This window comes from Roseibium algicola, from assembly GCF_001999245.1.
Taxonomy (GTDB): Bacteria; Pseudomonadota; Alphaproteobacteria; order Rhizobiales; family Stappiaceae; genus Roseibium; species Roseibium algicola.
In genome coordinates this window covers 5,337,876-5,363,968 of the sequence record NZ_CP019630.1, presented here as the reverse complement: position 1 = coordinate 5,363,968, position 26,093 = coordinate 5,337,876, and the positions used below count along the sequence as shown (strand labels likewise).

The 26,093-nt window shown below is 57.6% G+C and carries 32 protein-coding genes, 1 tRNA gene and 1 riboswitch; of the genes, 4 read left to right on the top strand and 29 right to left on the bottom strand.

The annotated features are described in order from the left end of the window. Positions 1-38: 38 nt before the first annotated feature. The 15 genes from B0E33_RS24950 to B0E33_RS24880 form a co-directional block, all read right to left on the bottom strand. Positions 39-896 (bottom strand): adenylate/guanylate cyclase domain-containing protein, encoded by an 858-nt coding sequence (locus B0E33_RS24950; RefSeq protein ID WP_075282967.1) that lies wholly within the window; start codon positions 894-896, stop codon positions 39-41. 114 nt (positions 897-1,010) lie between these two features. Then, positions 1,011-1,415, bottom strand: coding sequence for an ACT domain-containing protein (locus B0E33_RS24945; RefSeq protein ID WP_022998308.1), 405 nt, complete (start codon positions 1,413-1,415; stop codon positions 1,011-1,013). Positions 1,416-1,428: 13 nt separating this feature from the next. Further along, positions 1,429-1,875: a GNAT family N-acetyltransferase gene (locus B0E33_RS24940; RefSeq protein WP_208997704.1), complete on the bottom strand. Its 447-nt coding sequence runs from the start codon at positions 1,873-1,875 to the stop codon at positions 1,429-1,431. Between the two features lie 316 nt (positions 1,876-2,191). Beyond that, positions 2,192-3,154, bottom strand: coding sequence for a VOC family protein (locus B0E33_RS31435; protein ID WP_228148036.1), 963 nt, complete (start codon positions 3,152-3,154; stop codon positions 2,192-2,194). Continuing rightward, complete coding sequence (locus B0E33_RS24930; protein ID WP_077292715.1) at positions 3,151-3,786, bottom strand: TetR/AcrR family transcriptional regulator; 636 nt, start codon at positions 3,784-3,786, stop codon at positions 3,151-3,153. Before B0E33_RS24930 ends, B0E33_RS31435 begins: the two co-directional genes overlap by 4 nt. Before the next feature lie 231 nt (positions 3,787-4,017). Further along, positions 4,018-4,656 (bottom strand): SDR family oxidoreductase, encoded by a 639-nt coding sequence (locus B0E33_RS24925; protein ID WP_228148035.1) that lies wholly within the window; start codon positions 4,654-4,656, stop codon positions 4,018-4,020. 121 nt (positions 4,657-4,777) lie between these two features. Further along, complete coding sequence (locus B0E33_RS24920) at positions 4,778-5,170, bottom strand: cupin domain-containing protein (RefSeq protein WP_077292713.1); 393 nt, start codon at positions 5,168-5,170, stop codon at positions 4,778-4,780. Positions 5,171-5,191: 21 nt separating this feature from the next. Further along, the gene (locus tag B0E33_RS24915; protein ID WP_077292712.1) at positions 5,192-6,364 is read right to left on the bottom strand and encodes an isovaleryl-CoA dehydrogenase; all 1,173 of its coding nucleotides are present in this window, start codon (positions 6,362-6,364) and stop codon (positions 5,192-5,194) included. A gap of 21 nt (positions 6,365-6,385) precedes the next feature. Then, a complete protein-coding gene (locus tag B0E33_RS24910) occupies positions 6,386-6,832 on the bottom strand; it encodes a GNAT family N-acetyltransferase (protein WP_077292711.1) in 447 nt (148 codons plus the stop codon). 3 nt (positions 6,833-6,835) lie between these two features. Then, complete coding sequence (locus tag B0E33_RS24905) at positions 6,836-7,279, bottom strand: PaaI family thioesterase (protein ID WP_077292710.1); 444 nt, start codon at positions 7,277-7,279, stop codon at positions 6,836-6,838. Further along, positions 7,279-7,704: a MerR family transcriptional regulator gene (locus B0E33_RS24900; RefSeq protein ID WP_077292709.1), complete on the bottom strand. Its 426-nt coding sequence runs from the start codon at positions 7,702-7,704 to the stop codon at positions 7,279-7,281. The genes B0E33_RS24905 and B0E33_RS24900 overlap by 1 nt, the downstream gene beginning before the upstream one ends. A gap of 90 nt (positions 7,705-7,794) precedes the next feature. After that, positions 7,795-8,505 (bottom strand): glycoside hydrolase family 25 protein, encoded by a 711-nt coding sequence (locus B0E33_RS24895; protein ID WP_077292708.1) that lies wholly within the window; start codon positions 8,503-8,505, stop codon positions 7,795-7,797. 56 nt (positions 8,506-8,561) lie between these two features. After that, on the bottom strand, positions 8,562-8,984 hold the full coding sequence (locus B0E33_RS24890; protein WP_077292707.1) for a VOC family protein: 423 nt from the start codon (positions 8,982-8,984) through the stop codon (positions 8,562-8,564). Positions 8,985-9,142: 158 nt separating this feature from the next. Beyond that, positions 9,143-9,427 (bottom strand): YciI family protein, encoded by a 285-nt coding sequence (locus B0E33_RS24885; protein ID WP_077292706.1) that lies wholly within the window; start codon positions 9,425-9,427, stop codon positions 9,143-9,145. Positions 9,428-9,504: 77 nt separating this feature from the next. Continuing rightward, on the bottom strand, positions 9,505-9,930 hold the full coding sequence (locus B0E33_RS24880; protein ID WP_077292705.1) for an organic hydroperoxide resistance protein: 426 nt from the start codon (positions 9,928-9,930) through the stop codon (positions 9,505-9,507). 148 nt (positions 9,931-10,078) lie between these two features. Between B0E33_RS24880 and B0E33_RS31580 the strand changes: the two genes are divergently transcribed. Next, positions 10,079-10,888: a MarR family winged helix-turn-helix transcriptional regulator gene (locus B0E33_RS31580; protein WP_077292704.1), complete on the top strand. Its 810-nt coding sequence runs from the start codon at positions 10,079-10,081 to the stop codon at positions 10,886-10,888. Between the two features lie 315 nt (positions 10,889-11,203). Here B0E33_RS31580 and B0E33_RS24870 read toward each other — a convergent pair whose 3' ends face one another. After that, positions 11,204-11,797, bottom strand: coding sequence for a TetR/AcrR family transcriptional regulator (locus B0E33_RS24870; RefSeq protein ID WP_167579596.1), 594 nt, complete (start codon positions 11,795-11,797; stop codon positions 11,204-11,206). 49 nt (positions 11,798-11,846) lie between these two features. On the opposite strand from B0E33_RS24870, the gene B0E33_RS24865 reads away from it, so the two are divergent. Beyond that, positions 11,847-12,287 carry a DUF1330 domain-containing protein gene (locus tag B0E33_RS24865; RefSeq protein ID WP_077292702.1) on the top strand — a complete coding sequence of 147 codons (441 nt, stop codon included), beginning with the start codon at positions 11,847-11,849 and terminating at the stop codon, positions 12,285-12,287. A gap of 28 nt (positions 12,288-12,315) precedes the next feature. On the opposite strand, the gene mgtE is transcribed toward B0E33_RS24865, so the two are convergent. The 6 genes from mgtE to B0E33_RS24835 form a co-directional block, all read right to left on the bottom strand. Further along, a complete protein-coding gene (mgtE, locus tag B0E33_RS24860; RefSeq protein ID WP_055654668.1) occupies positions 12,316-13,731 on the bottom strand; it encodes a magnesium transporter in 1,416 nt (471 codons plus the stop codon). 174 nt (positions 13,732-13,905) lie between these two features. Beyond that, positions 13,906-14,274 (bottom strand): hypothetical protein, encoded by a 369-nt coding sequence (locus B0E33_RS24855; RefSeq protein WP_075282978.1) that lies wholly within the window; start codon positions 14,272-14,274, stop codon positions 13,906-13,908. Beyond that, on the bottom strand, positions 14,267-14,755 hold the full coding sequence (locus tag B0E33_RS24850) for a hypothetical protein (protein ID WP_077292701.1): 489 nt from the start codon (positions 14,753-14,755) through the stop codon (positions 14,267-14,269). The genes B0E33_RS24855 and B0E33_RS24850 overlap by 8 nt, the downstream gene beginning before the upstream one ends. A 111-nt stretch (positions 14,756-14,866) precedes the next feature. Next, positions 14,867-15,466: a hypothetical protein gene (locus B0E33_RS24845; protein ID WP_156912477.1), complete on the bottom strand. Its 600-nt coding sequence runs from the start codon at positions 15,464-15,466 to the stop codon at positions 14,867-14,869. A gap of 219 nt (positions 15,467-15,685) precedes the next feature. Further along, positions 15,686-15,772 (bottom strand) — tRNA-Leu (locus B0E33_RS24840). 132 nt (positions 15,773-15,904) lie between these two features. Beyond that, on the bottom strand, positions 15,905-16,171 hold the full coding sequence (locus tag B0E33_RS24835) for a FliM/FliN family flagellar motor switch protein (protein WP_022998287.1): 267 nt from the start codon (positions 16,169-16,171) through the stop codon (positions 15,905-15,907). 98 nt (positions 16,172-16,269) lie between these two features. Between B0E33_RS24835 and lipB the strand changes: the two genes are divergently transcribed. After that, positions 16,270-16,977 (top strand): lipoyl(octanoyl) transferase LipB, encoded by a 708-nt coding sequence (gene lipB, locus B0E33_RS24830; RefSeq protein WP_022998286.1) that lies wholly within the window; start codon positions 16,270-16,272, stop codon positions 16,975-16,977. A gap of 291 nt (positions 16,978-17,268) precedes the next feature. Continuing rightward, positions 17,269-19,191 (top strand): methyl-accepting chemotaxis protein, encoded by a 1,923-nt coding sequence (locus B0E33_RS24825; protein ID WP_158514176.1) that lies wholly within the window; start codon positions 17,269-17,271, stop codon positions 19,189-19,191. 91 nt (positions 19,192-19,282) lie between these two features. Here the strand turns inward: B0E33_RS24825 and B0E33_RS24820 are convergent, their stop codons facing one another. The 7 genes from B0E33_RS24820 to B0E33_RS24790 all read right to left on the bottom strand — a co-directional run bounded on the left by B0E33_RS24820 (position 19,283) and on the right by B0E33_RS24790 (position 26,053). Then, positions 19,283-20,191 carry an NAD-dependent epimerase/dehydratase family protein gene (locus B0E33_RS24820; RefSeq protein ID WP_077292698.1) on the bottom strand — a complete coding sequence of 303 codons (909 nt, stop codon included), beginning with the start codon at positions 20,189-20,191 and terminating at the stop codon, positions 19,283-19,285. Further along, positions 20,167-21,033 (bottom strand): glycosyltransferase, encoded by an 867-nt coding sequence (locus tag B0E33_RS24815; protein WP_077292697.1) that lies wholly within the window; start codon positions 21,031-21,033, stop codon positions 20,167-20,169. Before B0E33_RS24815 ends, B0E33_RS24820 begins: the two co-directional genes overlap by 25 nt. Before the next feature lie 8 nt (positions 21,034-21,041). Further along, positions 21,042-22,262: an NAD-dependent epimerase/dehydratase family protein gene (locus B0E33_RS24810; protein WP_077292696.1), complete on the bottom strand. Its 1,221-nt coding sequence runs from the start codon at positions 22,260-22,262 to the stop codon at positions 21,042-21,044. A gap of 144 nt (positions 22,263-22,406) precedes the next feature. Then, a complete protein-coding gene (locus B0E33_RS24805; protein ID WP_022998281.1) occupies positions 22,407-22,694 on the bottom strand; it encodes an acylphosphatase in 288 nt (95 codons plus the stop codon). A 73-nt stretch (positions 22,695-22,767) separates the two neighbouring features. Continuing rightward, positions 22,768-23,658, bottom strand: coding sequence for a DMT family transporter (locus B0E33_RS24800; RefSeq protein WP_077293604.1), 891 nt, complete (start codon positions 23,656-23,658; stop codon positions 22,768-22,770). Positions 23,659-23,745: 87 nt separating this feature from the next. Beyond that, positions 23,746-23,919: riboswitch (FMN riboswitch) on the bottom strand. A gap of 77 nt (positions 23,920-23,996) precedes the next feature. After that, positions 23,997-25,289 carry a sensor domain-containing diguanylate cyclase gene (locus B0E33_RS24795; RefSeq protein WP_208992318.1) on the bottom strand — a complete coding sequence of 431 codons (1,293 nt, stop codon included), beginning with the start codon at positions 25,287-25,289 and terminating at the stop codon, positions 23,997-23,999. Positions 25,290-25,399: 110 nt separating this feature from the next. After that, a complete protein-coding gene (locus B0E33_RS24790) occupies positions 25,400-26,053 on the bottom strand; it encodes an HAD family hydrolase (protein ID WP_077293602.1) in 654 nt (217 codons plus the stop codon). Positions 26,054-26,093 lie beyond the last annotated feature (40 nt).

The window sequence follows — 26,093 nt, the reverse complement described above, 5'->3', positions numbered from 1 at the left end:
AGAGTTATCAGATCGGCAACAGGTGACATTGCCCTCTCTCAATCACCCGGTCCTGTCGTCTCGCCGAAGCGCTTTTCCTGTCGCCCGACAAGCAGATACCAAACCAGCATGGCTGCGAAAGGCAGGGACGGCCAGACGAACCACAATGTGGACAAGCCAGAAGTCAGCAGGTTGATCACGAAAAACAGGCCGATCATGAAAACGCAGCTTCGCACCCGCTTTGGCTGAGCTCTCAACCAACGGCGCGCCTGTTCAAACCCGGAGGCAACCGCCTGGGTGTCTCGTTCCCATTCCGGTCTTGGAATTTCGGTCTGGCGTCGCTCTGCAGTTCCGTTCGTCTCCTGCCCGGAACGTTTTTCCTCCGGCGCATTGCGACCGCCAATACGCACGCAATAGGTTTCAACGGGATCGGTAACGTTCTTGACGTGCTGAGGGCCTAGCGGCTCAAAGCCCAGCGCCATCTTGGTCTTGACCTGGTCATAGACCGATTGGGAGAGCATGATTCCACCCCTCGGCGCGATTTCCTGCAAACGGGCAGCAACATTCACACCGTCGCCGTAGATATCCTCGCCCTCGACCATGATGTCGCCGAGATTGATACCGATGCGAAACTCCATCCTGTTCAGGTCCGGAAGGTCCGCATTGCGAACGGAAAGCTCGTTCTGAATGTCGACTGCGCATTGAACGGCCTCCATCACCGAGGCGAACTCGATGATGACAGCATCACCCCAGGTGTTGACGATACGTCCATTGTGACGCTCGGTCAGCGCAGACATCACCAACCGATAGGCCTTGAGCCGGTCCAGCGTTCCGTCTTCATCCCGCTCCATGAGCTTGGAATATTGCGCAACGTCTGCGCACATAACTGCCGCCAGACGCCGCTTGACCCGTTGCATGCTCTTACCCCGCTTGCTCCCGCTTAGGAATGGGAAGGCAAACCGGAAATTGCAAGGGAAAATCCACCGAATTCGCCACCCAGCCCGAAGTTCGGCCAACTAAGAAAAGTAGTGTCAGATGTCTCCGGCGAGTTTGCGCAGTGCTGCCAGGGCATCATCGGCGCGCTCTTCAGGCACAAAAACATGATCGTGAAAATAGGCTGCGACCACATTTGCCGAAATCCCCTCAGCGGCCAATGCAGCCGAGATCGACGCCGTCAGCCCCACGGCTTCAAGTGAGGAATGCACCGTCAGGGTTATCCGGCGAAACCATTCGGCCTCGGCCAAACCCAGTTCGCGCGCACGCTCCACCGGCAGGATCGCTGTCAGGCCCTCCGTTTCCGCAAAAAGCCCGATCGGGTCGTATTCCGCGAGGTCCGTCATGGATTTCGAAGCGAAGGTGCAGAACACATAAGGCTCCGGATCCAGCATCGGACGCATCTGGGAGATCAGGGTGGCAAGGTCGGTTTCACCGGTCATTCGGATAATCCATTCAAAGAAGTTTGCGCATCAGCGGCCGCCGCGGGCTTCTGCGTGCGATTTCGACAAAACCGGCTCTACGGAAGACGTCTGCCATACCCACGAAGCCTTCTCCCCATTGAAGGGGCTTTTCCGATTCCATTGGACAAGCATCCAGTTGCTGCGCTCCTTGCGCTTTGGCGTGGTCGATGCCTGCATCAAGCAACACGGACATCAACCCGGTTTTGCGATGTCCGATTCTGATAAAGAAACAGGTGACGGCATATGTCGCCGCCAGCGCTTGTTCGCTGTCATCGGGTAGCGGCTGGGTGGTTTTTCCAAGCTGAAAACGCAGATACTGCATACGTGGACCGAGTGCGATCCACCCCACGGCCAGATCGCCGCGATAGGCCAGAAGCCCTGGCGCCGGACCCCCGTCCACTTTCTGCTGGAATGCATCGCGCCGTTCATCACGGGTCATCGCTTTCCAGTCTCTGCCCCGCAAGAACGGCCACATGCACCAGCAACCGCCAGACGCCCCCCTCTCCGGTCCGAACAGATCCACCAGATCTGCCCAGCGCTCCGGGGTTGCAATCTGAATGTGGACGGGATCGTTATGTGTCATATCCACTCCTCCGGATTGCAAAGTTGCACGGAAAGAACGGGGACGGCAATCCCGGTGAAAGTGTCTGTTCCACAAAAGCAAAACGCCGCTCAACAGGCGGCGTTTCGGATTCTCATTCTTCGCTCAAGCCTCGTTGGGCTCTCAAGACAACGGGCTGAGTGAATGCTCCAATTCAGGCAGCGGCTTCCAGCCCGGCAATGTCGATCTTCCTCATCTTCATCAGGGCAGCACTGACACGGCCAGCCCGTTCCGGATTGCCAGCATGCATCAGCCGAGGCAACGCCTTTGGTACGATCTGCCAGTGAACACCGTAGCGGTCTTTTAACCAGCCGCACTGCCCTTCTTCCCCACCATCGGCAAGGAGCGCCTGCCAAAGCCGATCCGTTTCTGCCTGATCTTCCGTCAGTATGGAAATCGAGGTCAGATAACTTGGCTGCATATCCGGGTTGCCGTTCAGGATCATGAAAGGTGAGCCCGCCAGGGTGAACTCGGCAACAAGCACAGGTCCATTCGGATCCGGCCTGAACACCGAACCCATCACGCTATCCGGCAACAAGGACGTATAGTATTTGGCGGCTTCTTCACCCTTCTCACTGAAGAACAGGCAAGTGCGCACCTTGGCGGAAAACGCAGGAGTTGTTTGCAAGCCCTCAATGGCAATCGACCTAGCAAGCTCATCAAGCTGAGTGGAAGCGGCCTTCCAGCCTTCCTCAAAACCCATTTCCAGGTGCTTGTTCCTGTCTGCTTCCGAAGTGTGGCGAGCCCCCCATGTGAAGCGCGTACCAAAACCGGGAACATCTGCCAGTTCCACATACCCGGTCATGAACGCGTTTTCCCGCGGCACATATCCTTCCGAATAGGCATCCGTGAACGTCAGCTTCTCACCGTCGACAACTTCCAGAAACATTCCGACATTCTCGAACAGCTCCCCTTCCGGACCGGCCATCACTGTGTTGAAACGCCCTCCCGGACGGACGTCCATGTCGGCCTTCGGTACGAACCAGGGCTTCGGGCAAAACCACTGCTTCAATAATTCGGGATTGGTCCAGCATTGCCAGACGGCCTCGCGCGGCGCGGCTATGACGCGGCTGAGTTCCAGTGTCAGACCTTCCTTGCGAATTTCGACTTCACTCATTGCGCGCTCCCGTTTCTAGACCGGCCGAACAACAGTTCGACGTAACGTTTCAGATGATCGATGCTGTCAGTTGCTATCGACGGCGCATTGCCTGCCTTCGCCAGCACGAATGCCCCCTGGATCACGACCTGTGTGTGAAGCCCCAGGCTTTCCGCACCACCTGGAATTTCAACACCCCGGGCTTCAGCTGCTTCTGCGATATCGGAAACCAGCGTTGCGGCGTGCCCCGTTATGCTGCGGTTGCAGGCATCGCGGATGGAGGGGTTCGTGTCATAGACTTCCTGGACCATGGTCCCGACCAGACAAGTGAACTCCGGCACATCGCCCTGCACCAGTGCCTTGCGGAAATCGAGATAGCCGAGCACCCGGTCCAACGGATCTTCGGGATCGTGATACGTCGCCTTCTCGAACAGAGCCCCGGTCGTTTCAGACCAATAATCCGCAGCGGCCACTGCCAGATCGTCCTTCGAACGAAAGTGGTGGAAGAAGGCCCCCTTGGTCACGCCCGCATCCCGGCACAGATCATCGACGGTGGTGGCCGTATAACCCTTCATGCGGATCACACGCAGTGCCGAATCCAGCAGCTTGATCCGCGCGTCCGGCCGTTTGGTCTTTTGAGGTTTCTCTGTCATAAATCACTCATACCGACCAGTTGGTATGTTGTCAATCTACTTGCTTGACGACCGTGCTGCAACTCCCTGTCACCGGCTAGCAAGGATGCGCCAAACGCGTTTGAGCGAGCGAGCGGGGTTTCTGAAATTGAGACATTGAAAAACGAAAGGGTTCCCTGCCAACACCTGAATTGAGCGGACGAAGACCGCTTGGTGGTCGCAACACGCCGGGATTTAAGCCCAGGCCATGCCTTACCAGGGGATCGGCCTGCCGGTTTGATCGAAAAATCCACCGGTGTCTGCAGGCGTAAGACTGGTCAGCACATTGACAAGACGCTCTGCTGCAACAGCCGGTTCCTGCACGTCGAGCCCGGTTTTCGCAAAGTTCTCGGTCAAGGGTGTTTTCACCGTGCCGGGATGAAGCGCAACACAGAGAGCAGCGGGATTTTTGCGTGCCAGCTCGATAGACGCCGTACGGACCAGTTGATTGAGCCCAGCCTTTGCGGCGCGGTAAGCAAACCATCCGCCAAGACCGTTGTCGCCGATCGAACCGACCCGGGCCGAAAGCGTCGCAAAGACACTTCTTCCCTCTTTCGGGAGGAGCGGCAAAAAGTGTTTCATCAGCAGTGCCGGTCCAATGGCGTTGATCGCATATGAACGGGCAAGGATTTCAGGATCGAGTTCGCGCAGGCTCTTTTCCGGACGGGCACTGCCCAAGGTGAGAGCTCCGGTGGCATCGAACAGCAATCGAACATCCCCCTCTTCCTCCCTTATCCAGTCGGCACAGGCCTGGATCATGCGTTCGTCGAGCAGGTCGAGAGGTGGTGACGACGTTCGATGAAGGGCGATAATCTTGTCGTAGCCGCTGCCCGCTTCAAGGTGGTCTCTCATGGCTGAGCCAATTCCGCCGCTGGCCCCAAAGATTACCGCAATTGACGTCATTCACTGCCTCACTTTCGTCGTGACAGCGATACGCAGAAATAGCCGGATCGGTTCGCTAGAAGGATTGGTCTCAGGTGCTGACGACCGTCGCTTCCCAGGGCCCATCAAAAAATTCGGCTTCGTCATCCCCTGGCCAGGGAGGCATAGAGATACAGATGAACTGCAGAACGCTTTCACCGGTGTTGCGGTACTGGAAAGCTGTTCCAGCCGGGATATCGATGGAGACACCGGCTTCCAGGTCGACAACGCCCTGGCTGGAATCGTCGGACCTCCAGATCTGTCCCTGGCCGGAAAGCACATGCCAGAACTCATGCACGGTCCTGTGCCGTGTTGCGCGGTTGGTCTGGCCGACAGGAACAGTCGAATGGATCATGTTTCCTGTCGGCCCATCCATGATGAAACGGATATCGGCCCCCGCCGGAGATTTCGCGTCGGGCTTTTCGGGAAGCCGGGTCTGTTTCATGCCATTCTCCGAGTTCGGTGATCAGGCCGTCTTGTTAAAGATCTCACGACCGATCAGCATTCGCCGAATTTCGGAAGTTCCCGCACCAATCTCGTACAGCTTGGCGTCACGCAGCAAACGCCCGGTCGGATATTCGTTGATGTAGCCATTGCCACCAAGCAGCTGGATTGCATCAAGTGCCAGTTTGGTTGCGTTTTCGGCAGCGTAAAGGATTGCACCAGCGGCGTCTTCGCGCGTGGTCTCGCCCCGGTCGCACGCCTTGGCAACCGCATAGACATAGGACTTGGTGGCGTTCATGGTCACATACATGTCCGCGACCTTGCCCTGTACAAGCTGGAACGTGCCGATCGGCTGACCGAACTGCTCGCGCTCGTGGACATAGGGAATGACCACGTCCATGGCTGCCTGCATGATGCCGACGGCCCCTGCAGCCAGAACGGCGCGCTCGTAGTCCAGACCCGACATCAGCACGTTGACGCCCTTGCCAACCTGGCCGAGGACGTTTTCTTCCGGTACTTCGCAATCCTGGAACACCAGTTCACCGGTTTCGGACCCGCGCATGCCGAGCTTGTCGAGTTTCTGCGCGACGGAAAAACCTGCGAAGCTCTTCTCGACCAGAAATGCGGTAATGCCCTTCGGCCCGGCTTCCGGATCGGTCTTGGCATAGATGATCATCGTATCGGCGGAAGGACCGTTGGTGATCCACATCTTGGAGCCGTTGAGGACGTACCGATCGCCCTTCTTTTCCGCCTTCAGTTTCATGGAAACGACGTCTGAGCCAGCGCCCGGCTCCGACATGGCCAGCGCACCCAGATGTTCACCGGTCACAAGCTTGTTCAGATAGCGCTTCTTCTGGTCGTCACTTCCCCAGCGGCGAAGCTGGTTGACACACAGGTTTGAATGGGCGCCATAGCTGAGGCCGATGGAGGCGGACGCCCGGCTGACCTCTTCCATGGCAATGCAGTGCTCCAGGTAGCCCAGACCCGAACCGCCCCATTCTTCCTCCACTGTGATCCCGTGAAGGCCAAGGTCTCCCATTTCCGGCCAGAGCTCCCGCGGGAACCAGTCCTCGCGGTCGATCTTTTCTGCCAGTGGCGCAATCCGGTCCTGACTGTAGGACCGAACGGTGTCGCGCAGCATGTCGGCGGTTTCGCCGAGATCGAAATTGAAACCCGGAAAATCGTTACGGATCATCTTGATTACCTCCCAGAGTTCTTAAGGCCTGTCGTATCGGACAAAATCGCTCAAAACGCCGATCCGGTCGTAAAGCTGCCGGGCGCGCGTATTGTGATCATGTGTGTGCCAGTAGACTTTGCCGCTGGCAGACGGTTCTTCGGTCGCGGCCCTGTAGACCGCCTCGATCAGCTTGCGGCCGGCTCCGCCACCACGAAGCTTCTCGCTGACATACAGATCTTCCAGATAGCAGGTGGACGAACTGGCCCAGGTGCTATCGTGAAAAAGGTAATGGACCAGTCCAACCAGCTCATTCTCCTGAACTGCCACGAACGCGCGGTGGCCTGCATCGGAATGCAGTCGCTCAAAGAGGGTTTCCGTCACTGCCGGCGCCAGATCCTGCTCGTAGAATGCAAGATAGGCCTTCCAGAGTTCGAGCCAGCCCGGCTTGTCGGATCGTTCCAGCGGCCTGATGGTGATATCGGTCATTCTTCAGTCCTTGACGCCGGCAACGCTCATGAGCGTGAACAGCCCCGTTGCGACATGCACCTGTTCGCCGTCATCCAGTCCGTAGACATCTGCCTTGGCTATGGTCAGCGTTCGTCCCGGTTTGACAACCCGTCCACGCGCAAGAAGCACCGACTGTTTCGCCGGATTGAGCAGGTTGATCTTGTATTCGCTGGTCAACACCCCGAAGCCGGCAGAAAACAGCGTCAGAGCTGCATAGCCTGCCGCACTGTCCGCAATGGAAGACGTCGCACCGGCATGAAAAAAGCCGTGTTGCTGTGTCAGTTCCGGAAGCATCGTCAATTCCAGATCGACCGCGCCGGGCGAGACGTGAACCATCTTCGCCCCCAGATGGGTCATGAATTTCTGCGCGGCAAAACTGGCCCGGACACGGGGTTCCCAGTTTTCGTCTCGAGGCGAAAGATCCATCATTTGTCCTCCGAGGTCGTAACGGCGCCAGACAGTTGGTTCGGGCCTGTTTCAAGCTCGACCATGCGGGCTTTTGCACCGGCCTCGACATCGTCGAGTTCAACCAGGGTCAATTCGATATCGCGCTGTTTTTCGAGAAGTTCTGCCCGGCGTGCGGCGATCCTGTCGAGGAGGAGCCGCAGCTGGCCGGTTTCACCGGGCGCACTGCCGTACATCTCGATCATTTCCTTGATTTCGTTCAGGGAAAATCCGAGACGCTTGCCGCGAAGGATCAATTTGATGCGGGTACGATCACCAGGTGTGTAAAGGCGTTGACGACCCCGGCGCGTCGGCGACACCAGCCCCTGCGCTTCGTAGAACCGCAGGGTTCGGGTGGTAATGTCGAACTCCTGCGTCAGCTGGGTGATGGTGTAATAACGCTGCATGCCCGCTCCTTGTTGGAGCGCACAGTTCCGTCTTTTTACGTTAAAGTCAACACGTCTATTTTAAAGCTTATATTTCATGAACTTGAGCAATCAGGATTTCAGATTATCCAAGCTCTTATCTGGATGAAGGACATTCAGATCGACATCGCCGGAAATGCCTTTGATCGTGCCCCGGTCATGGTACTGCCAGAGCGACCAGTCTGACACATAGCCGGGAGAATGCCAGATCGACTGCGTCCAGAGACGGCGGTTCAGCCCCTTGCCCTTCAGATAGTCCAGATAGAAGTCCTCCGGCACATAAAGGATGACCTGCTTGCCGCGCCCCTGCTCGACCAGAGCAACGAAATCACTGATTTCCTGCAGCACTTCCTCGGCCGGCGGACGGCGCGCGCAGTTCCCGGTGAATTCCAGATCCACCACCGGCGCCAGCATGTCGCTGTCCTGAGGCAGAACCGACAGGAAGTTATGCGCCTGCTCGCGGCCGGATTTGCACAAACTGAAGAAATGATAGGCACCACGCGCCAGACCAGCGCCTCCTGCTCCGGCCCAGTTGCGGGCAAAGGCACGGTCCTTGAAGTCTCCGCCTTCAGTTGCCTTCATGTAGACGAAGGCAATATCGTCCGCCGCCACCTGCGCCCAGTCGATATCACCCTGGTGGTGCGAAATATCGATGCCGCGGATCGTGTATTGGTTCCGGTCAGGCTCCCAGTTCATGAAGAAAAACGCCGCTCCGACAATCGAAATCACCCCGCCGACGGCAACGTAGAACAATGTCCGCAGGACCGCTTGCAAGAAATTCATTGCGCCACCCGTTATGACTTTCAAACGCCGTCACCCTGCCGCAAAACTGTTAAGAATCACGATAGGTAATTCGGCCAGAGCGGGGCTGCCGCCAGCTCCAGGACATTGCCGTCCGGGTCGTTGAAATAAAGGCTGGTGCCTCCTGCCGGCCATACGACCTCGCTGACAATTTCCACTCCCATCTCGCCCAGGTGAGCCCGCCAGGGTTCCAGTTGGTCGGACCCAATGCGAAACGCGAAATGACTGTGCCCCGACGTATCGTGCCCGGGAACGATACCTCCCGGCGTCTCAACGTCTTCCCCGGTATGGCCGCGATGAAACACCAGAAGGGCCTGCGCGGGGCCGGCATCATAGGCAAACAGCCTTTCTCCAGCGACCATGCGCTTCAATCCCAGGATTTCGGAGTAAAAGGAGTGAGCCGTCTCCATGTCGTCGACATAAACGGCGGTTTCCAGGATGCCATCAAGCTTCGGCCGCATGTTCTTAATTCTCCGCGTGAGACAGGTCGGCCTTTCTTAACACCCATCCGCCGGGAATTTCAGGTTACCCGGCAAGGTTTTCTTTCAAATCGCCATCGCCAATTGGAATTGTCGTGTGACGGCTGCATTCCGCACAGAGGTGATCGCCCGTTATTGCGTCAAATCGGGAAGTTCCGTGCGTGCATGACCGGCTTGAATTCCGTTACGGTATATTCCGCAACGCCCGACAACTTGAACGGGTCCTTGTTGATCGCCAGATCGACTTCGACACGGTCTGCTGCGCGCGCCAGGATCACACCACCGGTTCGCGGCTGTTTTGGACCGGACGCCAGGAACAGACCGGCCTCATACTGATCCCGCAGGAAGGACCTGTGTTCTTCCGCCAGAGCGTCTATTTCCCGCAGATCAGCAGTGTAGTGAAGATCGATAACAAAGAGGCTCACGAAAGCTCCTTTCCACCAACAGAAAGCCCAAAAAGAGGTCCGGCTCGACCACAAAAGGTCGAACCGGACAATCTGTGTCAGACGACAGTCAGCTTGACGTCAATGTTGTTCCGGGTGGCGTTTGAATAGGGGCAAACCTGGTGTGCCATGGCAACGAGGTCTTCAGCTACAGCCTTGTCCAAACCCGGCAGGGACACTTCCAGCGCGACCGCCAGACCGAACCCGCCTTCAGAACGCGGACCGATGCCAACCGTCGAGGTGATGGACGTATCAGCCGGGACTGCAATCTTTTCCTGCCCGCCGACGAATTTCATCGCGCCAATAAAGCAGGCTGCATATCCGGCTGCGAACAGCTCTTCCGGGTTATTGCCTTCGCCGCCTGCGCCGCCGAGTTCTTTCGGCGTCGCCAGCTTGACCTTGAAGGATCCGCTCAACGTTTCCGCCGCACCATCGCGGCCGCCGGTGGCCTTTGCCTTGGTTTCATATTTCACATCAACAGCCATCTTCAGGCTCCTTCTCTCAAATAGCAAGTCATTCAGCCATATATATCTCATACGTTTTAATCGTACACGATATAAATTACCCACATATACACACGCTTCCAATTCGTCAACAGTTGCGACCATATCGCGCGCGATTTATAAGGGGCGAATGAGCGAGACCACAAACCAGATGTCCCTGCTGGACGCGATTGGATTTTCCGCGCCGGAAGCGACTGAAAAACAAAAAAAAGACAAGCCGGCAAAAGCCGAAAAGTCTGAGAAGAAACAGCGCAAGAAGGCCGCTGCCAAGCCTGAGGCGGAAACGACTTCCGGCGCTGAAAGCGATGACACACGCGAAGCGGAAATTGACGTTGCCGTCGCCGAGACGCCTGCCAGCCAAGAGATAGCTGATACCGGGGAGACGCCTGACGTTTCTGCGGAAACGCAGGCTGGCGAAGATCCCGGCACCGAGCAGGCCGCATCTGCATCCGCTGCCAATGACCTTGCCAGCGACCAGGACGACGACAGTCAGAAAATCCATGATGGCAGCTTGCCGCTCGACCGGCACTTGTGTTTTGCGCTGTATTCCGCCAACCACGCGATGCACGGCGTCTACAAGGCGTTGCTCAAGGAAGTCGGGCTCACCTACCCGCAGTTCCTGGCCATGACGGTGCTCTGGGAAACCAACAACGTTCCGGTTGGTACCATTACGTCCAAGCTGCAGCTCGACACCAACACGCTGACGCCACTGTTAAAGCGGCTTGAAGCCATGGGGCTGGTAACGCGCACGCGCAACATCAAGGACGAGCGCCAGGTTATCCTGAAACTGACCCGCAAGGGCCGCGCCTTGCAGAAGAAAACGGAACATTTCAGCAGCTGCATCATGTCTTCGACCGGACTGAAACTGGAAGAAGTCATCGACCTTCAGGCAAAGGTCATGACGCTTCGGGACAATTTGCGTAAAGCTGGCCTGGAGTGATACCTGGCATTGAGCAGCGGGCAAAATGAGTAGCCATCAAACAGGCTCCGGGAAGTTGCTGCACCAGCACAAATCTCGGGGCCTTTTGTTCTGGCAATAACGGGTCTGCGTAACCTTTTGCAGCGTAACTCAAGTCTTTGTCGGCTGGCATTCCCCTCCATGACGTTGTGTTCGTCGAATTCGACAACAAAACATTCGACAGGAAGCGGCCTTAGTCCAGACATGACCTGCCCGCCGAACCTTTGAACCAGGGCTATTCCACTCCTTGTCAGGTGTGTTTGCCTTTAGTGACCCACATTCACGACCTCCGCGGCATCATTTTTCCGTCAGCAATGCCTGCCGCAGCGTCCTCGTCAGGACAGCTTCCGCCTCGCCCTCATCCCAGCCGCAGTCCTGTGTCAACAGACCCCAGGCCTGCACACTGAACGACGCCCAGAGAAATTCTGAAGCCGACTTCGCTGTCCAGACGGATTGCAGCGCACCGTCGCGTTCCAGCGATCCGGTCAACACAAGCAACCATTGCCTCAGTTCCGACATCCGGTCTTCCCACGCCGCCGATGCGTCCGCATCGGTCGTTCGCAGGCGGATAAGATCCGAGGCAACAGGGTAGATTTCCTTCACGAAGCCGATCCAGACGGCAACAGTAGCATCCAGCCGTTCATGCGGCTGTGGCCTGTCAAAGGCTGCAAACAGTTTTGCCCGTATGTCGAGACGTTCATCAGCCCGCCGGACGAGCGCCAGGATCAGCCCCCCACGCGAACCAAAATGATCATAGACGGATTGCCGGCTGATTTTTGCGGCCTTGGCGATTTCCGCCAGCGACACGTCCGCTCCCCGCTGCGAGATGAGCGTCCAGGCACTATCGAGAATTTCCGCGCGCGTGCGCTGCACTCTGGCTTGACTTGACACGTGTAAACTTTCCTGCAATTTGACACGTGTAAAGTTATGGAGAAGCCTCATGGACGTCAAGCAACAGTCAGCCCAATTCGTAACCTGGTACGGCCCGGGAACCGACGGCACCAGCCCGACGGAAAGCCAATGGACGCAGATCCTCAGCCGGGCGAACGACAAACCCGTAACCCTGATCAATTTCTTCAAGCTGAATGCCGCCGCGACATATGCGGACGGAACGACGGGCCAGACGGGCCAGGAAGCCTTTGCCAGTTATGCGGCTGCAAGCATGCCGGCCATGGAGCGGGCTGGTGGACGGTTCCTTTATGTCGGACCGTTTCAGGGCATGTTCCTGGGGCAGGACGAGGATTGGGATCTGGTCGCTATCGGCGCCTATCCCGATTTAACCGCGTTGATCGCACTCTATTCGGACAGCGCCTATCGCGAGGCCTTCCATCACCGCACGGCCGCATGTCTGCGACAGAAGGTTCTGATTTGCGGTGACTGACCTTTAAACGAGGCCTGCCGATTGGAGGCTAGAACGGCAGGCCGAACCAAAGCGCCGCGATGCCGAGAAAGGCGAAGAAACCGACCACATCTGTCACCGTCGTCACGAAGACACTCGAGGCGATCGCCGGATCGACGTTCATCTTGTCGAGTGCGATCGGGATCAGAAGGCCGGAGAGACCCGCGAACAGCAGATTGATCACGATCGCACCGCCAATCACCACGCCGAGCCCCGGACTGCCAAACCACATCCAGGCGGTCACCCCGATTAGGATGGCCAGGGCAACGCCATTGAACACACTCACCAGAATTTCACGGTTGAGAACGCGCAAAAGATTGCGCGCACCCAGTTCCTGGGTGGCAATACCACGCACGGCAACGGTCATCGTCTGGGTGCCGGCGTTGCCCCCCATGGAAGCGACGATCGGCATCAGCACCGCCAGCGCCACCATGGCCTCGATCGTGTCCTCGAACAGCGCAATCACCACCGAGGCAAGCACGGCGGTGCCAAGGTTGACGACCAGCCAGGTCAGCCGCGAGCGCGCAATGGTCATCACATTATCGGAAATCTCTTCATCACCGACACCGGCCAGGGCACGCAGGTCTTCTTCCGCTTCTTCCTGGATGACGTCGACGATGTCATCAACCGTCAAAACACCGACCAGACGGTCATTCTCGTCGACAACGGCGGATGAAACGAGGTTGTAGCGCTCAAACCGGCGGGCGACCTCTTCCTGATCTTCCGTCGCGAGCACCGCCTGGCGGGTCTCCTCCATGATGGAAGTGACCTTCTCGTCCCGCTTGGTGCGCAGGATCTTGTCCAGGTGAACGGACCCGAGCAGTTTGAACGTCGGATCGACCACGTAGATTTCGTAGAAGCTGTCCGGAAGGTCGCGGGCCTCGCGCATGTAGTCGATCGTCTGACCGATGGTCCAGAACGGGGCAACCGCAATGAATTCGGTCTGCATGCGCCGGCCGGCGCTTTCTTCCGGATAATCCAGAGCCTTTTGCAGCTGGGCCCTGTCCGCATAGGGCAGTTCTTCCAGAATAGCAGCCTGGTCGTCCTCATCGAGGTCTTCCAGAATGTAGACCGCATCATCCGAATCGAGCTCGCCCAGACCTTCGGCAATGACTTCCGTCGGCAGGTCTTCCAGAACCTGTAGACGCACCGCCTCATCGATCTCGGTCAGCGCGGTATAGTCGAAGTCCTCGCCCAGAAGCCGGATGAAGGACGCCCGATCCTCCGGATCCAGCGTCTCGAGAAGGTCACCGGTGTCAGCTTCGTGAAGATCAGCGGCAAGGTGCCTCAAGCCATCCTGATCGTTCGCCTCGATTGCCGCTTCAACAGCCGCAATGAACTCGCGATTGAGATGCTCATCCTCGTCGCGCACCGGAATGTCGGGAACGGGAGAGGCGGTGACATCAAGCTCGGATGCTTCACTCATCTGGCGCCTCCCCTCAAAACGCAACGAACTCTTCCGGCGAAAGGCACCGGACACTCCTCTCCAGATCTAGCGTTTGCGGCGGCAAAGCGCCACCGGAAAAGCGAAACCGGTCCACAGACTTAACTCCGAAATGCCGATCTGGTTCAAAAGCCTGCCAACTTTCCTTGAAGTCCTTCAACGCCTCTCGGGGCCGCTGCACCCCTTGTCCGCTGCAACGCTTCGCAAGTGATCAAGATAGTCACGCGTATCCTGTGGCAGAATGGCCTCGTCATCGGATATGCATCGCTCCGCACGGCGGAATGCGCGGCGTGCTCTTTCGCTGGCAAGACACACTCTGCCTGCAGCCAGCACCTCCTGCTCGACATACCAAAGCTGCTGGCACGTCATCGCGCCAAACCTGCCCGGATCAACGGCAGGATAAACGGAAAGTGACTGCGCAAATGCCGCTGGCGACACAAATGCAAGTGCCAGCCACACGAGAACGAACCTGGTCCGGAGGGCTTTCAGTCGCTCCGCAATGCCCTGTCTCACACCTTCACGCATGGGCGGGAAGCTGCCGATTGGTTGGCGCTGTGTCCGACGTGAGCGCGAGCGCATAGAGCAGCGCAAGCGTGACGCCATAGCGGAACGATGAATAGAGGCTGCCGGCCAAGACCATGAGCAGCGTGCTGTTCGGCATTGCGGGAAGGACGTAGGTAAAAAACAGGATTGCCGAGACGGCAGTCAAGGCAACGCAGACCAGATACGCTTTCCAGGCAATCAGCGGACGAAACACCACAAGAAACAGCACCACGATCATCGCAGCCCCTTCCGCGCTCGTCACGAGAAGTTTCCAGAGCCCCGGCTCGCTCAAGAGACGCGACAAGAAGCTGCCCCATAAGGCGCCACTCGGCACCGTGACAAGCCAGAAATCCTTTACGGCGTAAATTTCAGGGAAAAGCTGTATCAGCAACAGGCAGATGACGAGCGTCAGAATCATGCCGCGGATCACCCAGCGCCAATCCGGCCTTGTGATATCGGACATGTCATCCCTCCCGTGTTTTCTCAATGACTGACAACAACACGACAAAGCGTCATCAAGAGCCCTTCAGAACCGCTTCCACAGCCAGTGCGGACACGCGCCGCAAAGGCCGCATCACTCGACCTCGCACTCCGGCGGCCGAGTATCCATGGTCCAATCCTGTACAGGCAGGGCACCGAGTGAAGTCTTGAAGTTCTTCCCGTTCAGGACCCCCTTGCCCGTCAGAAGGTTGACGTCACACTGCCCGTTCGCATCCGGATCCAGCGTATCGTAGTAGGAATAGGTGTATCCGGCGACCCGGAAGACGCCGTTACGATAGGCAATGGTCAGGACCTGTTCCCAACGGTTGCGTCCGACAGCCGAATTTTCCGAATAGATTTTCAACGAACCGTGTTCGGTTGCTTCCATCCAGGGCTCCTGGCCGTACATGCCGCCGCGCCACACCATGTCTTTCGAATGGGCAACCTGTTTCCAGCCCTCTCCTGCGTCCGTAAAGACGTAGAGATCGGCGCCTTCTTCCGTTTCAACGAGGATTGCGCGAAAGCGATTGATATCGCCGTCGACGGGAGACGTGACTGCACCGGCAATGGCACCGGCCGGGACCATTGCCTCCTGCACTTTCTCTTGTTCTTGCGCCTGAAGCGGACCTGCCAGCAAGCTCAGGCTCATCATTGCCACACAGGACGAAGTACTGATGGAACGGAAATTGAACACGTGCGGCTTCCTTCGATTTCGCATGAATGTGCCGGACCGGTTTTTGCCAGTAGCCCGCTGAGGCTGTTCCATGCAGAAAAGCACATCGCAACAAACCCAAAAAGCCGGTATCTGAATTTTCCCAGAGCAATCAGGTATTTTGCGGGCAGTGCGGAAAAGCAAAAAGGCCACCCGGAGGGGCAGCCTTTTGAGGAAGCATCGGTAGAAATGCTTCGAATATGGTGCGGTCGAGAAGACTCGAACTTCCACGGGTTTTACCCCACAGCGACCTCAACGCTGCGCGTCTACCAATTCCGCCACGACCGCATATTCGATTATTCCCGGCGCCTCTCAGCGTCGAGGCGCTCCATGTAGCAAAAGGAATTTGGGGGCGCAAGAGGCCTTTTTGCATTAATTCACAGGCACGCGATTTTTCTTATGCAGAAATGCTTTAGTCCCTCACAGAGGGCCATCGGTACGCATGGGCCGGATGTCCGGCGGACGCATCAGAACTTCCGTGATCGAGATGCCTATCCGCTCGCCGAGCAAAACCACCTGCCCCTTGGCGACCAGCGTATTGTTGGCATAGATCTTCACATCGTCGTCTTCGGCCACATCAAGGTCGATAACGGCGCCACGTCCCATGCGGAGCAACTGGTGGACAGGCATCTCGTTCTCCCCGAGAACGACGGAAATATCGACTTTGATTTCATCGAAGGTAGTCATCGGACGCCTTGATCCTTAAATAGGGCTACTGACCCGCCAGCGCTTAACCATACCACGGCATGGCAAGCCAGCTCAAAAAACAATGAAGTGTCATCCACATGTCACCCGCCGATAGAGACGCTCTTTCCCTTAGTTTTCTGCCAGTTTCCGGCTCGCGGCCGGTCGAATGGCGGATTTCAGACGAACTGGTCGATTATGAGACCGCTCTTCGGGAAATGGATGAAAGGGTCCAGAGAATCATTGCCGGCGAAGCCGACGAACAGGTCTGGCTGCTGGAGCATCCCCCGCTCTACACCGCCGGCACCAGCGCCAAGGACAGCGATCTTGTCGCTCCCGACCGCTTTCCGGTCTACCGGACAGGGCGCGGTGGACAGCACACCTACCATGGGCCCGGGCAACGCGTAGCCTATGTCATGCTCGATCTGAAGCGGCGTCAGCAGGATGTGCGGGCTTTTGTTTCCGCACTTGAAGCCTGGCTCATCAGCACGCTCTGGCACTATCACATTCGCGGCGAACGCCGGGAAGACCGCGTCGGCGTCTGGGTGCGTCGGCCAGACCGCGGGGCGACGGTCGAGGACAAGATCGCCGCAATCGGCATCCGCCTGCGCAAATGGGTCACGTTCCACGGCATCAGCTTCAACGTGGAGCCTGAACTGGATCATTTTGACGGCATCGTGCCCTGCGGCATTACCGAACATGGCGTGACCAGTCTCGTGGATCTCGGCCTGCCCGTTACCATGGCCGAAAACGACAGCGTCCTTCGGGCCGAATTTGAAAAGATATTTGGCCCCACGGTTTCCGTTTGAAGCCACTTGCGCGGTGGAGGCTTCAAACAGGTGCATTGAACTCTAGGTAATATCGAGTTCAAACTCGAGTTGTAACAAAAACAAAAAAGCAACCTCAAGAAATTCCATTGTTATTTTTGCGAGTAACATTCAAAATCGCATGAAGTTTTCATTTTTTTAGTTCAAAGACGGCTTGGAAACCGGTCGGATTTAGTATTCCTTCATTCAGATGAGCGAATACAGACACAAACCTTCTCAACCATGGGAATGAAGTTTGTGACCCAGGCTCTCTCAGTTCGCTCCCGTCGGAGCGTGATCACCAAAATCCTGCTGGCAGCCGCCGGCGTCATTGTTCTGATCTTCGCCGGCTTTGGCCTCTTCAACGACACCCTTCAGCGCAACGCAAAGACGGACGAAGTTCGCGACTACATGACCGGTGTCGGCCAGTCGGAAGTCAATATCGTCACAAACTGGTTCGAAGCGCGCATGCTGCTCATCGAAGCGTTGTCCGAACGCATTGCCAAGCAGCCCGAGGTAACGCCCGAGTTCTTCGACCTCAAGACCCTGACCAGCAATTTCAGCGCGACCTATTTTGGTGTGGAAGCAGACGGCGCCTTCAACATGTGGCCGCCGGCAGATCTGCCCGAAGGCTACGATCCGCGCGTGCGCCCCTGGTACAAGGATGCCGTCGCAAAAGGCGGACCCGTGATCACCGCCCCCTATCAGGACGCCTCAACCGGCAATCTCATCGTGACGGCTGCAACACCGGTAAAAACCGGTGGCACCCTTTCCGGTGTGGTCGGTGGTGACTTTGACATCACCACCCTGGCGAACATGCTCGCCTCGTCGAACATGAGCGGCCTCGGTTACGTCTTTGTGGCCGATTCCAAGGGCACCATCCTGGTGCACCCGGACAGCAACATGATTTCCAAGCCGCTCAGTGAGCTTTTCCCCAACGAGCCGGTCAAGGTAAGTGCAGAACCGCAATACGCGTCCAGTGTGAATGGCGACCGTATCGTCCAGTTCGTTCCGGTCACCGGATTGCCGGTCGACTGGCAGATTGGCCTTTCCGTTGATCGGAACGCCGCCTTTGCGAGCCTGACCAGCTTCCGCTATTCGGCACTCTTTGCGACCGTGATTGCAACCGTGCTGATGCTTGCCATCCTCGGCACCCTGTTCCAGACACTGCTGGCCCGTCCGCTCGCGTCCGTGACCAGTTCAATGGCCCAGATTGCGGAAGGCGATCTGGAAACCCCGGTCCTGGGCCTGGAGCGGAACGACGAGATCGGCTCGATCGCCAATGCCGTGGAGGTGTTCAAGACCAACGGCAAGGAACAGCGTCGCCTGGAAGCCGAACGCGCGACCGAGCAGGAAGCCAAGCATCGCAGGGCAGCAACCGTCGACCAGTTGCTTGGTGGTTTCAACCAGGAAATCCGCAGCGTTCTGGAAACCGTTTCCAACGCCACAGAAGAACTGGAACGCACCGCCCGCGAGTTGGCGCAAACTTCCGAACAAAGCTCGACCGATGCGGAATCGGCTGCCCGGACCACCGGCGATACTGCCGCCAATGTCCGTTCGGTTGCCGCAGCCTCCGAGGAACTGACGTCCTCTATCGCCGAAATCGCCCGGCGTGTTGAAGAGCAGGCCGGTATTTCCGAACGGGCCTCCAGCGCGGCTTCCCAGACGGATCAGACCGTACAGAGCCTGGTGGCTACCACCGACCGGATTAGCCAGATCGTCAGTCTGATCAACGACATTGCTGCCCAGACCAACCTTCTGGCGCTGAATGCCACCATTGAGGCGGCCCGCGCCGGTGAAGCCGGCAAAGGCTTTGCGGTTGTTGCATCGGAGGTGAAATCCCTGGCCAACCAGACTGCCCAGGCGACAGAGGAAATCGCAACGCAGATCCAGGCGATGCAGACAGTTTCGAACCGCGCTGCTGAAGCCATCCGCGATATCAGCAACGTCATTGCGGAAATGTCCGAGATCTCCAAGGACATCTCTGTGTCGGTTGAACAGCAGAGCCTGGCGACCAACGAGATTTCGCGAAACGTCAACGAAGTCTCCACGGGTACGGACGCCATCTCCGAGACGATTATCCAGGTCTCCAGTGGCGCTCAGTCAACCGGCCGAAACGCTGCGGATGTTCTGTCTACAGCAGAGGCACTGACCAGCGAATCCGCCAACCTCAGCTCGAAGGTCGACCGCTTCTTCGACGACATCCGCGCTGCCTGATCTGGCCCAAAGGCAACTGGAAAAGGCGGGCCGCTGAGCCCGCCTTTTTTTGTTGCCATACCGGCAAACACACCCGATCAAAAGCTGAGCGTCAGGTGCCGGCCGCACCGCGCCCGGCTATTGAGCGCAGAAACACTTTCAGCTTTTCAGTTCCGCCAGGCGACCACCCAAGTGCCCGCAGCCGGTCTGTCGTCATTTCGCCTGGCGCCTGGTCCGATCCTGTCGGCACCTCAAGGTTCAAACCTGCTTCGGCCGCATAAAGTGCCAGAAGGTCCTGGCGGTCGAGCAGAAGATCCGAGACGTTGTAGATCTGAAATGGTTCTTCATTTTCCCGTCGCGCTTCCAGAACCAGGGCAACGGCAGCAGCAAGGTCGTCCCCGTGAACTTCCGTTCCCCTGCGCGGGGTAATCGGAATACCGGATGCAAAATCCCTGAAAAGCCCCGACCATTTGTGGTCTGCCGAGCCTGACCCAGGGCCGTAAACACCGGTCGCGCGCAAAACGATGCCGCGCATTCTCTGGCCGCATAAAACCTTGAGTGCCCTCTCCCCTGCAAGTTTCACGTCGCCATAAAGCGTATCGGGTGCTGGTGCATCCGTTTCCGTAAGCTTTTCGCCTTGTCGGTGATCACCGTAAACAGCCCTGCTGGAGAGGAAAACGACTGTCCGGCATCCCATCTTCGCGGCCGCTTTAAAAAGACGTCGGGTACCGTCGACATTCAGCTTCCTGAACCGCTCTGGATCGTCCCCCTCACCGCCCCGGAACTTGCCGGGCTCATGGACCAGCGCACAATGAACGAGTGCATCGGCTTGCGGGAGTTGAGGATCCGCATCAGCAAGGTCATAGGTTCGAAAGGCTGCCGCGACGCCGTCAACCGGACGTCTGCCAAGAAGCGTAACCGTGCAGCCATCGTCAAGCAGCCGCTTCAGGATGAATCGGCCAACCGTTCCGCTCGCCCCCGTCAGAAGTACATGCATCAGGACGCCTGCTTTGCCGCCCACTCCAGAGGTCCTGGCAGGCCGGCCAAATCGTCCGGAATGTCGACCCCGGTCGCAAAAGCCTGCCAGAGATCGATCAGAGGACTTAACTTGGCGGTCTTTTCATGCCCCTCCTGCCAGGGCTTTTCATACTGGTAATGCAGCACATGGATCTGCTTCCAGTTCCAGAGTTCCGGCAGGTTGAACCAGACATACTGGAGCGTGTTGAAGAACACCGGCAACCCGTGCCAGTCGGGAAAATAGTCTTCCAGAAACGTCTGGTCCGTGCGCCGCCAGAAGGCCTCCGGCCTGTCCAGACGCGCCAGCATGGCCTCGAACGTGGTCCTATTCGGCCGGGCGGTAAAGACACCGCTGTTCAGACGGTGGAAGTCCTGCAGGCTTTCGTAGACGTTGGGCGCTGCGCAGAACTCGGGATAGCCAAATAGCTTGTCGCAGTTCTGCAGCACGATGGCATCAGCATCGATGAAGATGACCCGGTCATATTCCTCGAGTTGCCACAGCCGCAGCTTGACGAAGTTGTCCAGAGGCGTGTGAAAGACCGGCTTTCCGCCCTTTGTGAACGGGGCCGCCTTGTGAATGCGGCCGCGTTCATGGCGGGCGTTGAAGCTTTCGCTCGTTGGCAGGCGCTCACACCGGCCAAACCGCGGACCGAATTCCGCAAGGGGGGCAAGATCCGCCTCACCGACCCCGGGCGTGTAGAGGACCACGAGGTCGGCTTCGGTTCCCGAATGCTGGAGCGAGCGCAGAAGCGCCGTCGCCCCGAGCACATAGTCCCGGTTCGTCACCAGTGTCACATAGGCACATGTGCTTCCAGGTGCCCGGTCGAACTGAGGAGTGTCTTGCATTCCCGGCCTCAGGAGACGGATTTCAGACGCGGATGTTCCGGATCTCGTTCGATCTCGTCGGCAATTTCCTTGGTCCAGGCGGACACTGCCGGTACTCGGCTGCGGTCGACGCGGTAGGCAAAGTTCTTCGCGACGTCCACCACCTCGCTCAACAGGCCTTCTTCCAGCGTGATCGGATTGAGGCCCAGTTCCAGGAACTGCTTGTTCTCGACAACCAGATCGTTTTCCGCCGCTTCCTTGCGCGGGTTTGGCAGATAGGCAACCTTCGCGCCGGTAAGACGGGAAATCAACTCTGCCAGATCCCGCACCCGGTGGGTCTCGGTCATCTGGTTGAACACCTTGACCCGGTCGCCCTTTTTCGGCGGGTTCTTCAATGCCAGTTCAATGCAGCGAACCGAATCCTGGATATGGATGAAAGCCCGTGTCTGGCCACCGGTGCCATGAACCGTCAGTGGATAGCCGATGGCTGCCTGGATCAGGAACCGGTTCAGAACCGTGCCATAGTCGCCGTCATAGTCGAACCGGTTGATCAGCTGTTTGTGGCGAAGGGTCTGTTCCGTATGCGTACCCCAGACGATCCCCTGGTGCAGGTCGGTGATCTTTAGCCCGTCGTTCTTGGCGTAGAACTGGAACAACAGCTGATCCAGGCACTTGGTCATGTGATAGATCGAGCCGGGGTTGGCCGGATAAAGAATTTCCTGAGCCGCTTTGGAGCCGTTCAGGGTCTCGACGTCAACCGACAGATAGCCTTCCGGAATTGCCGCGCCGACACTGGAATAGCCGTAGACGCCCATGGTGCCGAGGTGGACAAGATGCGCATCGAGATCCAGCTCCACCATCGCGTTGAGCAGATGGTGCGTGGCATTGACGTTGTTGTTGACCGTGTAGTTCTTGTGCTGATCCGATTTCATCGAATAGGGCGCAGCGCGCTGTTCGGCGAAGTGGATGATGGCATCCGGCCGGTTGTCTGCAAGCCAGGCCTTGAACACTTCGTAGTCGCGGGCAATATCGATCAGGTGGAACCGGATTGTATTGCCGGTTTCCTGCTTCCAGATCCGGGTGCGTTCCTGGATCGAATCCATGGGCGTCAGCGATTGCACGCCTAGTTCGGCATCGATCCAGCGACGGCTCAGATTGTCGATGATATGAACTTCATGGCCCTGATCCGACAAATGCAAGGATGTGGGCCAGCCGACAAAACCATCACCGCCAAGTATCGCAATCTTCACTGAAAATCTCCCGGTTTCACGTTTCGGCACCGACCGTGCGGCACCGATTGCTTCATCTGAAAGATCAGATCATTGCGATATTTCCGTGACAACTCAACTTCGAATGTCGCGATTGATATAGAAAAGACGATTGGCCACAGCCGGTTAAGCCGTATCGCGCACCTCAAAGGCACCCGAGCAGGGCTCTACCGGCTCAAGGTCCTTGACCAGGTTTACCCTTGCAAGAGACGGCCCATGCCAGAGCACATCCAGCATGTCGACAACGGTATCGGACGGGCCTGAAAACACGGCTTCGACCCCACCGGAGCTGAGATTGCGCACCCAGCCGGCCAGTGCCCTGTCTTCAGCTTCACCCGCACACCAGGCGCGGTACCCAACACCCTGGACCCTGCCCTCAATCAGCACGTGAACGGTCAATGGATCGGCGGTCATTCAGGTCTCCGAAGTTCGCGATGCTGCAAAAGCTTAGTGCAAACCTGTCCGTTCGCAAACGCCTGCGTGTGCTTCAGGCTGTGGACACTTGCGTATCGCGCTTTTGCTCGTCCAGCATGACCAGCAGCGACGCACCGACAATCACCAGCGCACCCGGCCAGAATGCACCGCTCGGTGCAAAACCGAAAGCGAAGAAGCCGACCGCTATATTCAGCGGAAGCTTCAGGTGGTCGAAAGGCTGCACGAAGGCCGCATCGGCCTTCTGGTAGGCAAGGGTCAGCAGGTAGTTTGCCAGCACAGTCAGGGCGCCGGCCCCCACGAGCAGCCACAGCGCCGGACCGGTTGGCACGATACCGCCCTCTCCCAGCGCAAGCAGTGCATTGACCGGTGTCAGGAGCAGCAGCAGGTAGATGGTGATGGAATCGGCATCTTCAGTTGCAGTCAGCTTTTTGGTGACGAGCGAAGTTCCTGCCCAGAATGCAGCTGCCCCGACCGGCAAAAGTGCTGCCAGGCTGAAGCCTTCCGTCCAGGGCTCCAGAATCACCATGCCGCCGGAAAAGCCCGCCAACGTCGCGAGCCACCGGATCAGGCCAACCCGTTCCCTGAAGAACAGCTTGGCGCCAATGATCACGAAAAACGGCGAAGTCATCACCAAGGCGATTGCCTGCCAGATCTCGACCTGCGCAAGACCGGCGACCCACAACTGGATCCCGATTACCGCAAGAACACCCCGCGCCAGATGCCATCCGATCTGATGTGTCTTCAAGGCGGAAAAGCCGCGCCGCAGGACGAATGGCAGGCCAACGAGAAGGCCCAGCGCATATTGCCAGAAGGCCGCGGACGTTGATGGTACGCCCAGTTGCATGGTCGAGGCCTGCAGGGCGCCGTTCACGATGGCAAACGAAGCCCCTGCCCCGATCATGGCAAGTGCAGCGAATATGGGCTTCTTCGAATTGGTAGACATGGGCGTCCTATCTGCGATCCGTTCCGTCATCGTTCAGAACAGTCTCAAAAGACACACGCCCACCGGCCTATCAACAACTGGCGGCGGTCAAGTTCTCTCTCATCCGGACTTTCGGGCAGCTTCGCTTGACGCCACCTCAACCGTCGGCTCCGGCATCTCACCGGATCTGCTGACCTTCGAACAATTTATCCGAAGCGCTCGCGGGCTCCGGGTTTCCCCGATACCGCCGGTGGGGAATTTCACCCCGCCCCGAGAACTGCTCTCCAAGAGCTTTCAGTATCCCTGAAATAGACAGGATGCAATAGTGGAAGCATGCCGAAAGGCACGTCAACGGCACATCAGGCCACGCAAACCCGATTTCTGCCAGCCTGCTTGGCGCTGTATAGCGCTTCATCAGCCCTGGCGATGGTCTGGCTGATTTTCTCGCCGTCACGAACGGTGGCAGCCCCTATGCTGACCCGCATCGAGATGAGCTGCTGATCATGCAAGTGGGGCACGGTTTCGACGGCCTTTCGAATGCGCTCGGCGATTTCGAACGCTTCATTGAGGTCGCACCCTTCCAGCAGGCAATAGAACTCCTCACCGCCTGCCCTTGCAAAGATATGCGGCTCTTGAAGTTCACGTTTCAGCAGGCCGACAAGATGATTGAGCGCTGCATCGCCGCAGGCATGGCCGTATCGATCGTTGATCAGTTTGAAATGGTCAACGTCCAGCACAAGGATGGACAGGCTGGCTGACGTCTTTTGTGCCCGTTCCTTTGCTGCAGCCGCCAGCTCGAAAAACCTGCGACGGTTGTAGGCCTCTGTCAGCGCATCGCGCTCTGCTGCCCACTTGAGCTGCTCTTCCAGACGTTTGCGTTCAGTGATGTCGAGCATGGAACCAGCAAGGCCGTTCACCTCGCCGGAGACCCGGTCACGTGTAACAGCCTTGTGGAAGGTCACCGTTCGGCGCTCACCATCAGCATAGCAAACGTCCGCCTCATAGATCTGAACACCCCCCTGCTGCATCAGTTCTTCGTCGGCCGCTTCATAGACCTTTGCCAATTCAGCTGGTGCTACGTCATAAACACTGGCGCCGTTCACCTTGCTGGCCGGCAATCCGATAAACGCTTCAAAAGCCTTGTTGCAGCCGCTGTAGATGCCAGCCCGGTTCTTGAAGAAGATGGGTGAAGGCAGGTTGTCGATTGCTGACTGAAGGTTATCCCTCTCAATGGCGAGATCGCGGCATTTGCGGAACAGCCCACCCTGCCGCGCGATCACGAGTTCTGCGCGTTTAAGGGCAAGCAGCAGAAGGTCCGTGTCGTCGGCGTCGACAACATCATCCACACCGCCTTCCAGCAATGTCAGCTGAGTTTTAGCTGCCAGTTCTCCCGACGAACATGCGATGATGAGGGTCGTATCCCGTATTCTGTGAAAATCGCAGGTCGGCAATTCCCCCGTCGCCCCGACATCCAGAAGACAGACCTGAAACGGGCAAGAGGATAGCGGCTGGACAGTGACCTGGTGCAGGACGTAACCGGCTGGAAGCGACGGCGGCGGTCTTTTGGCAGGCGAATAATACCCGACGTCAACCGCCTTTTCAGACGGTACCGACGTATTTTGGGTATCCGTTGCATGCATCCGTTCTGCCAAGGCGCACTCCTTTGAGCTTAACCTACGGGAAAATCGATAAATTCGGAGTTAAGAAAGTTTGCCGGCAACAAGAAGCCACTCTCATTGCCGCAGTGTCGGAATGGACGCCATTAGTGGGTCGCGAAATACGCGGCTATGTCTTGAGGCCTATCTGCTATCAATACCGGATTTTCGGCGGCCAATTCTTCACGGCTACCGTAGCCCCACAAAACGCCAATGCCTGCCACTGCGTTGGCGTTTGCCCCAACAAGGTCATGCTTGCGATCACCAACCATGACCGTCTCCGACGCCTGGATGTTTTCCTCGCTCAGGATATGCGCGATCAGCTCGGCCTTCGCGGACCGCGTGCCGTCCAACTCCGCACCGTAGACCTTTCCGAAAAAGTCCATCAGGCCGAAATGCTCAACGATCCGACCTGCGTAACTGTGGGGTTTTGAGGTACAGACGTGAAGAAGAAACCCGTCTTTCCTGAGTGTTGTCAGCAGTTCGGGAATACCCTCGATCAGCGAATTCTCGAACAGTCCCGTTACCGTGTAGCGCTCGCGGTAAAAGGCTACGGCCTGATCCAGCACAGCCTTGTCTTCCGATCCCAGAAGAACCTTGAAGCTGTCCCAGAGCGGCGGCCCGATGCACCAGCGCAGCTCTTCCACATCAGGTGCCTGCCCACCCATCTTTTCAACCGCATACCCGATTGAACGGGTGATGCCTTCAAAGGGGTCAGTCAGGGTTCCGTCCAGATCGAACAGAATGGTCGAAGTCGTCATGATGCCCCGCAACGTATTGAAAAAGAAAGCGGCCTGGACC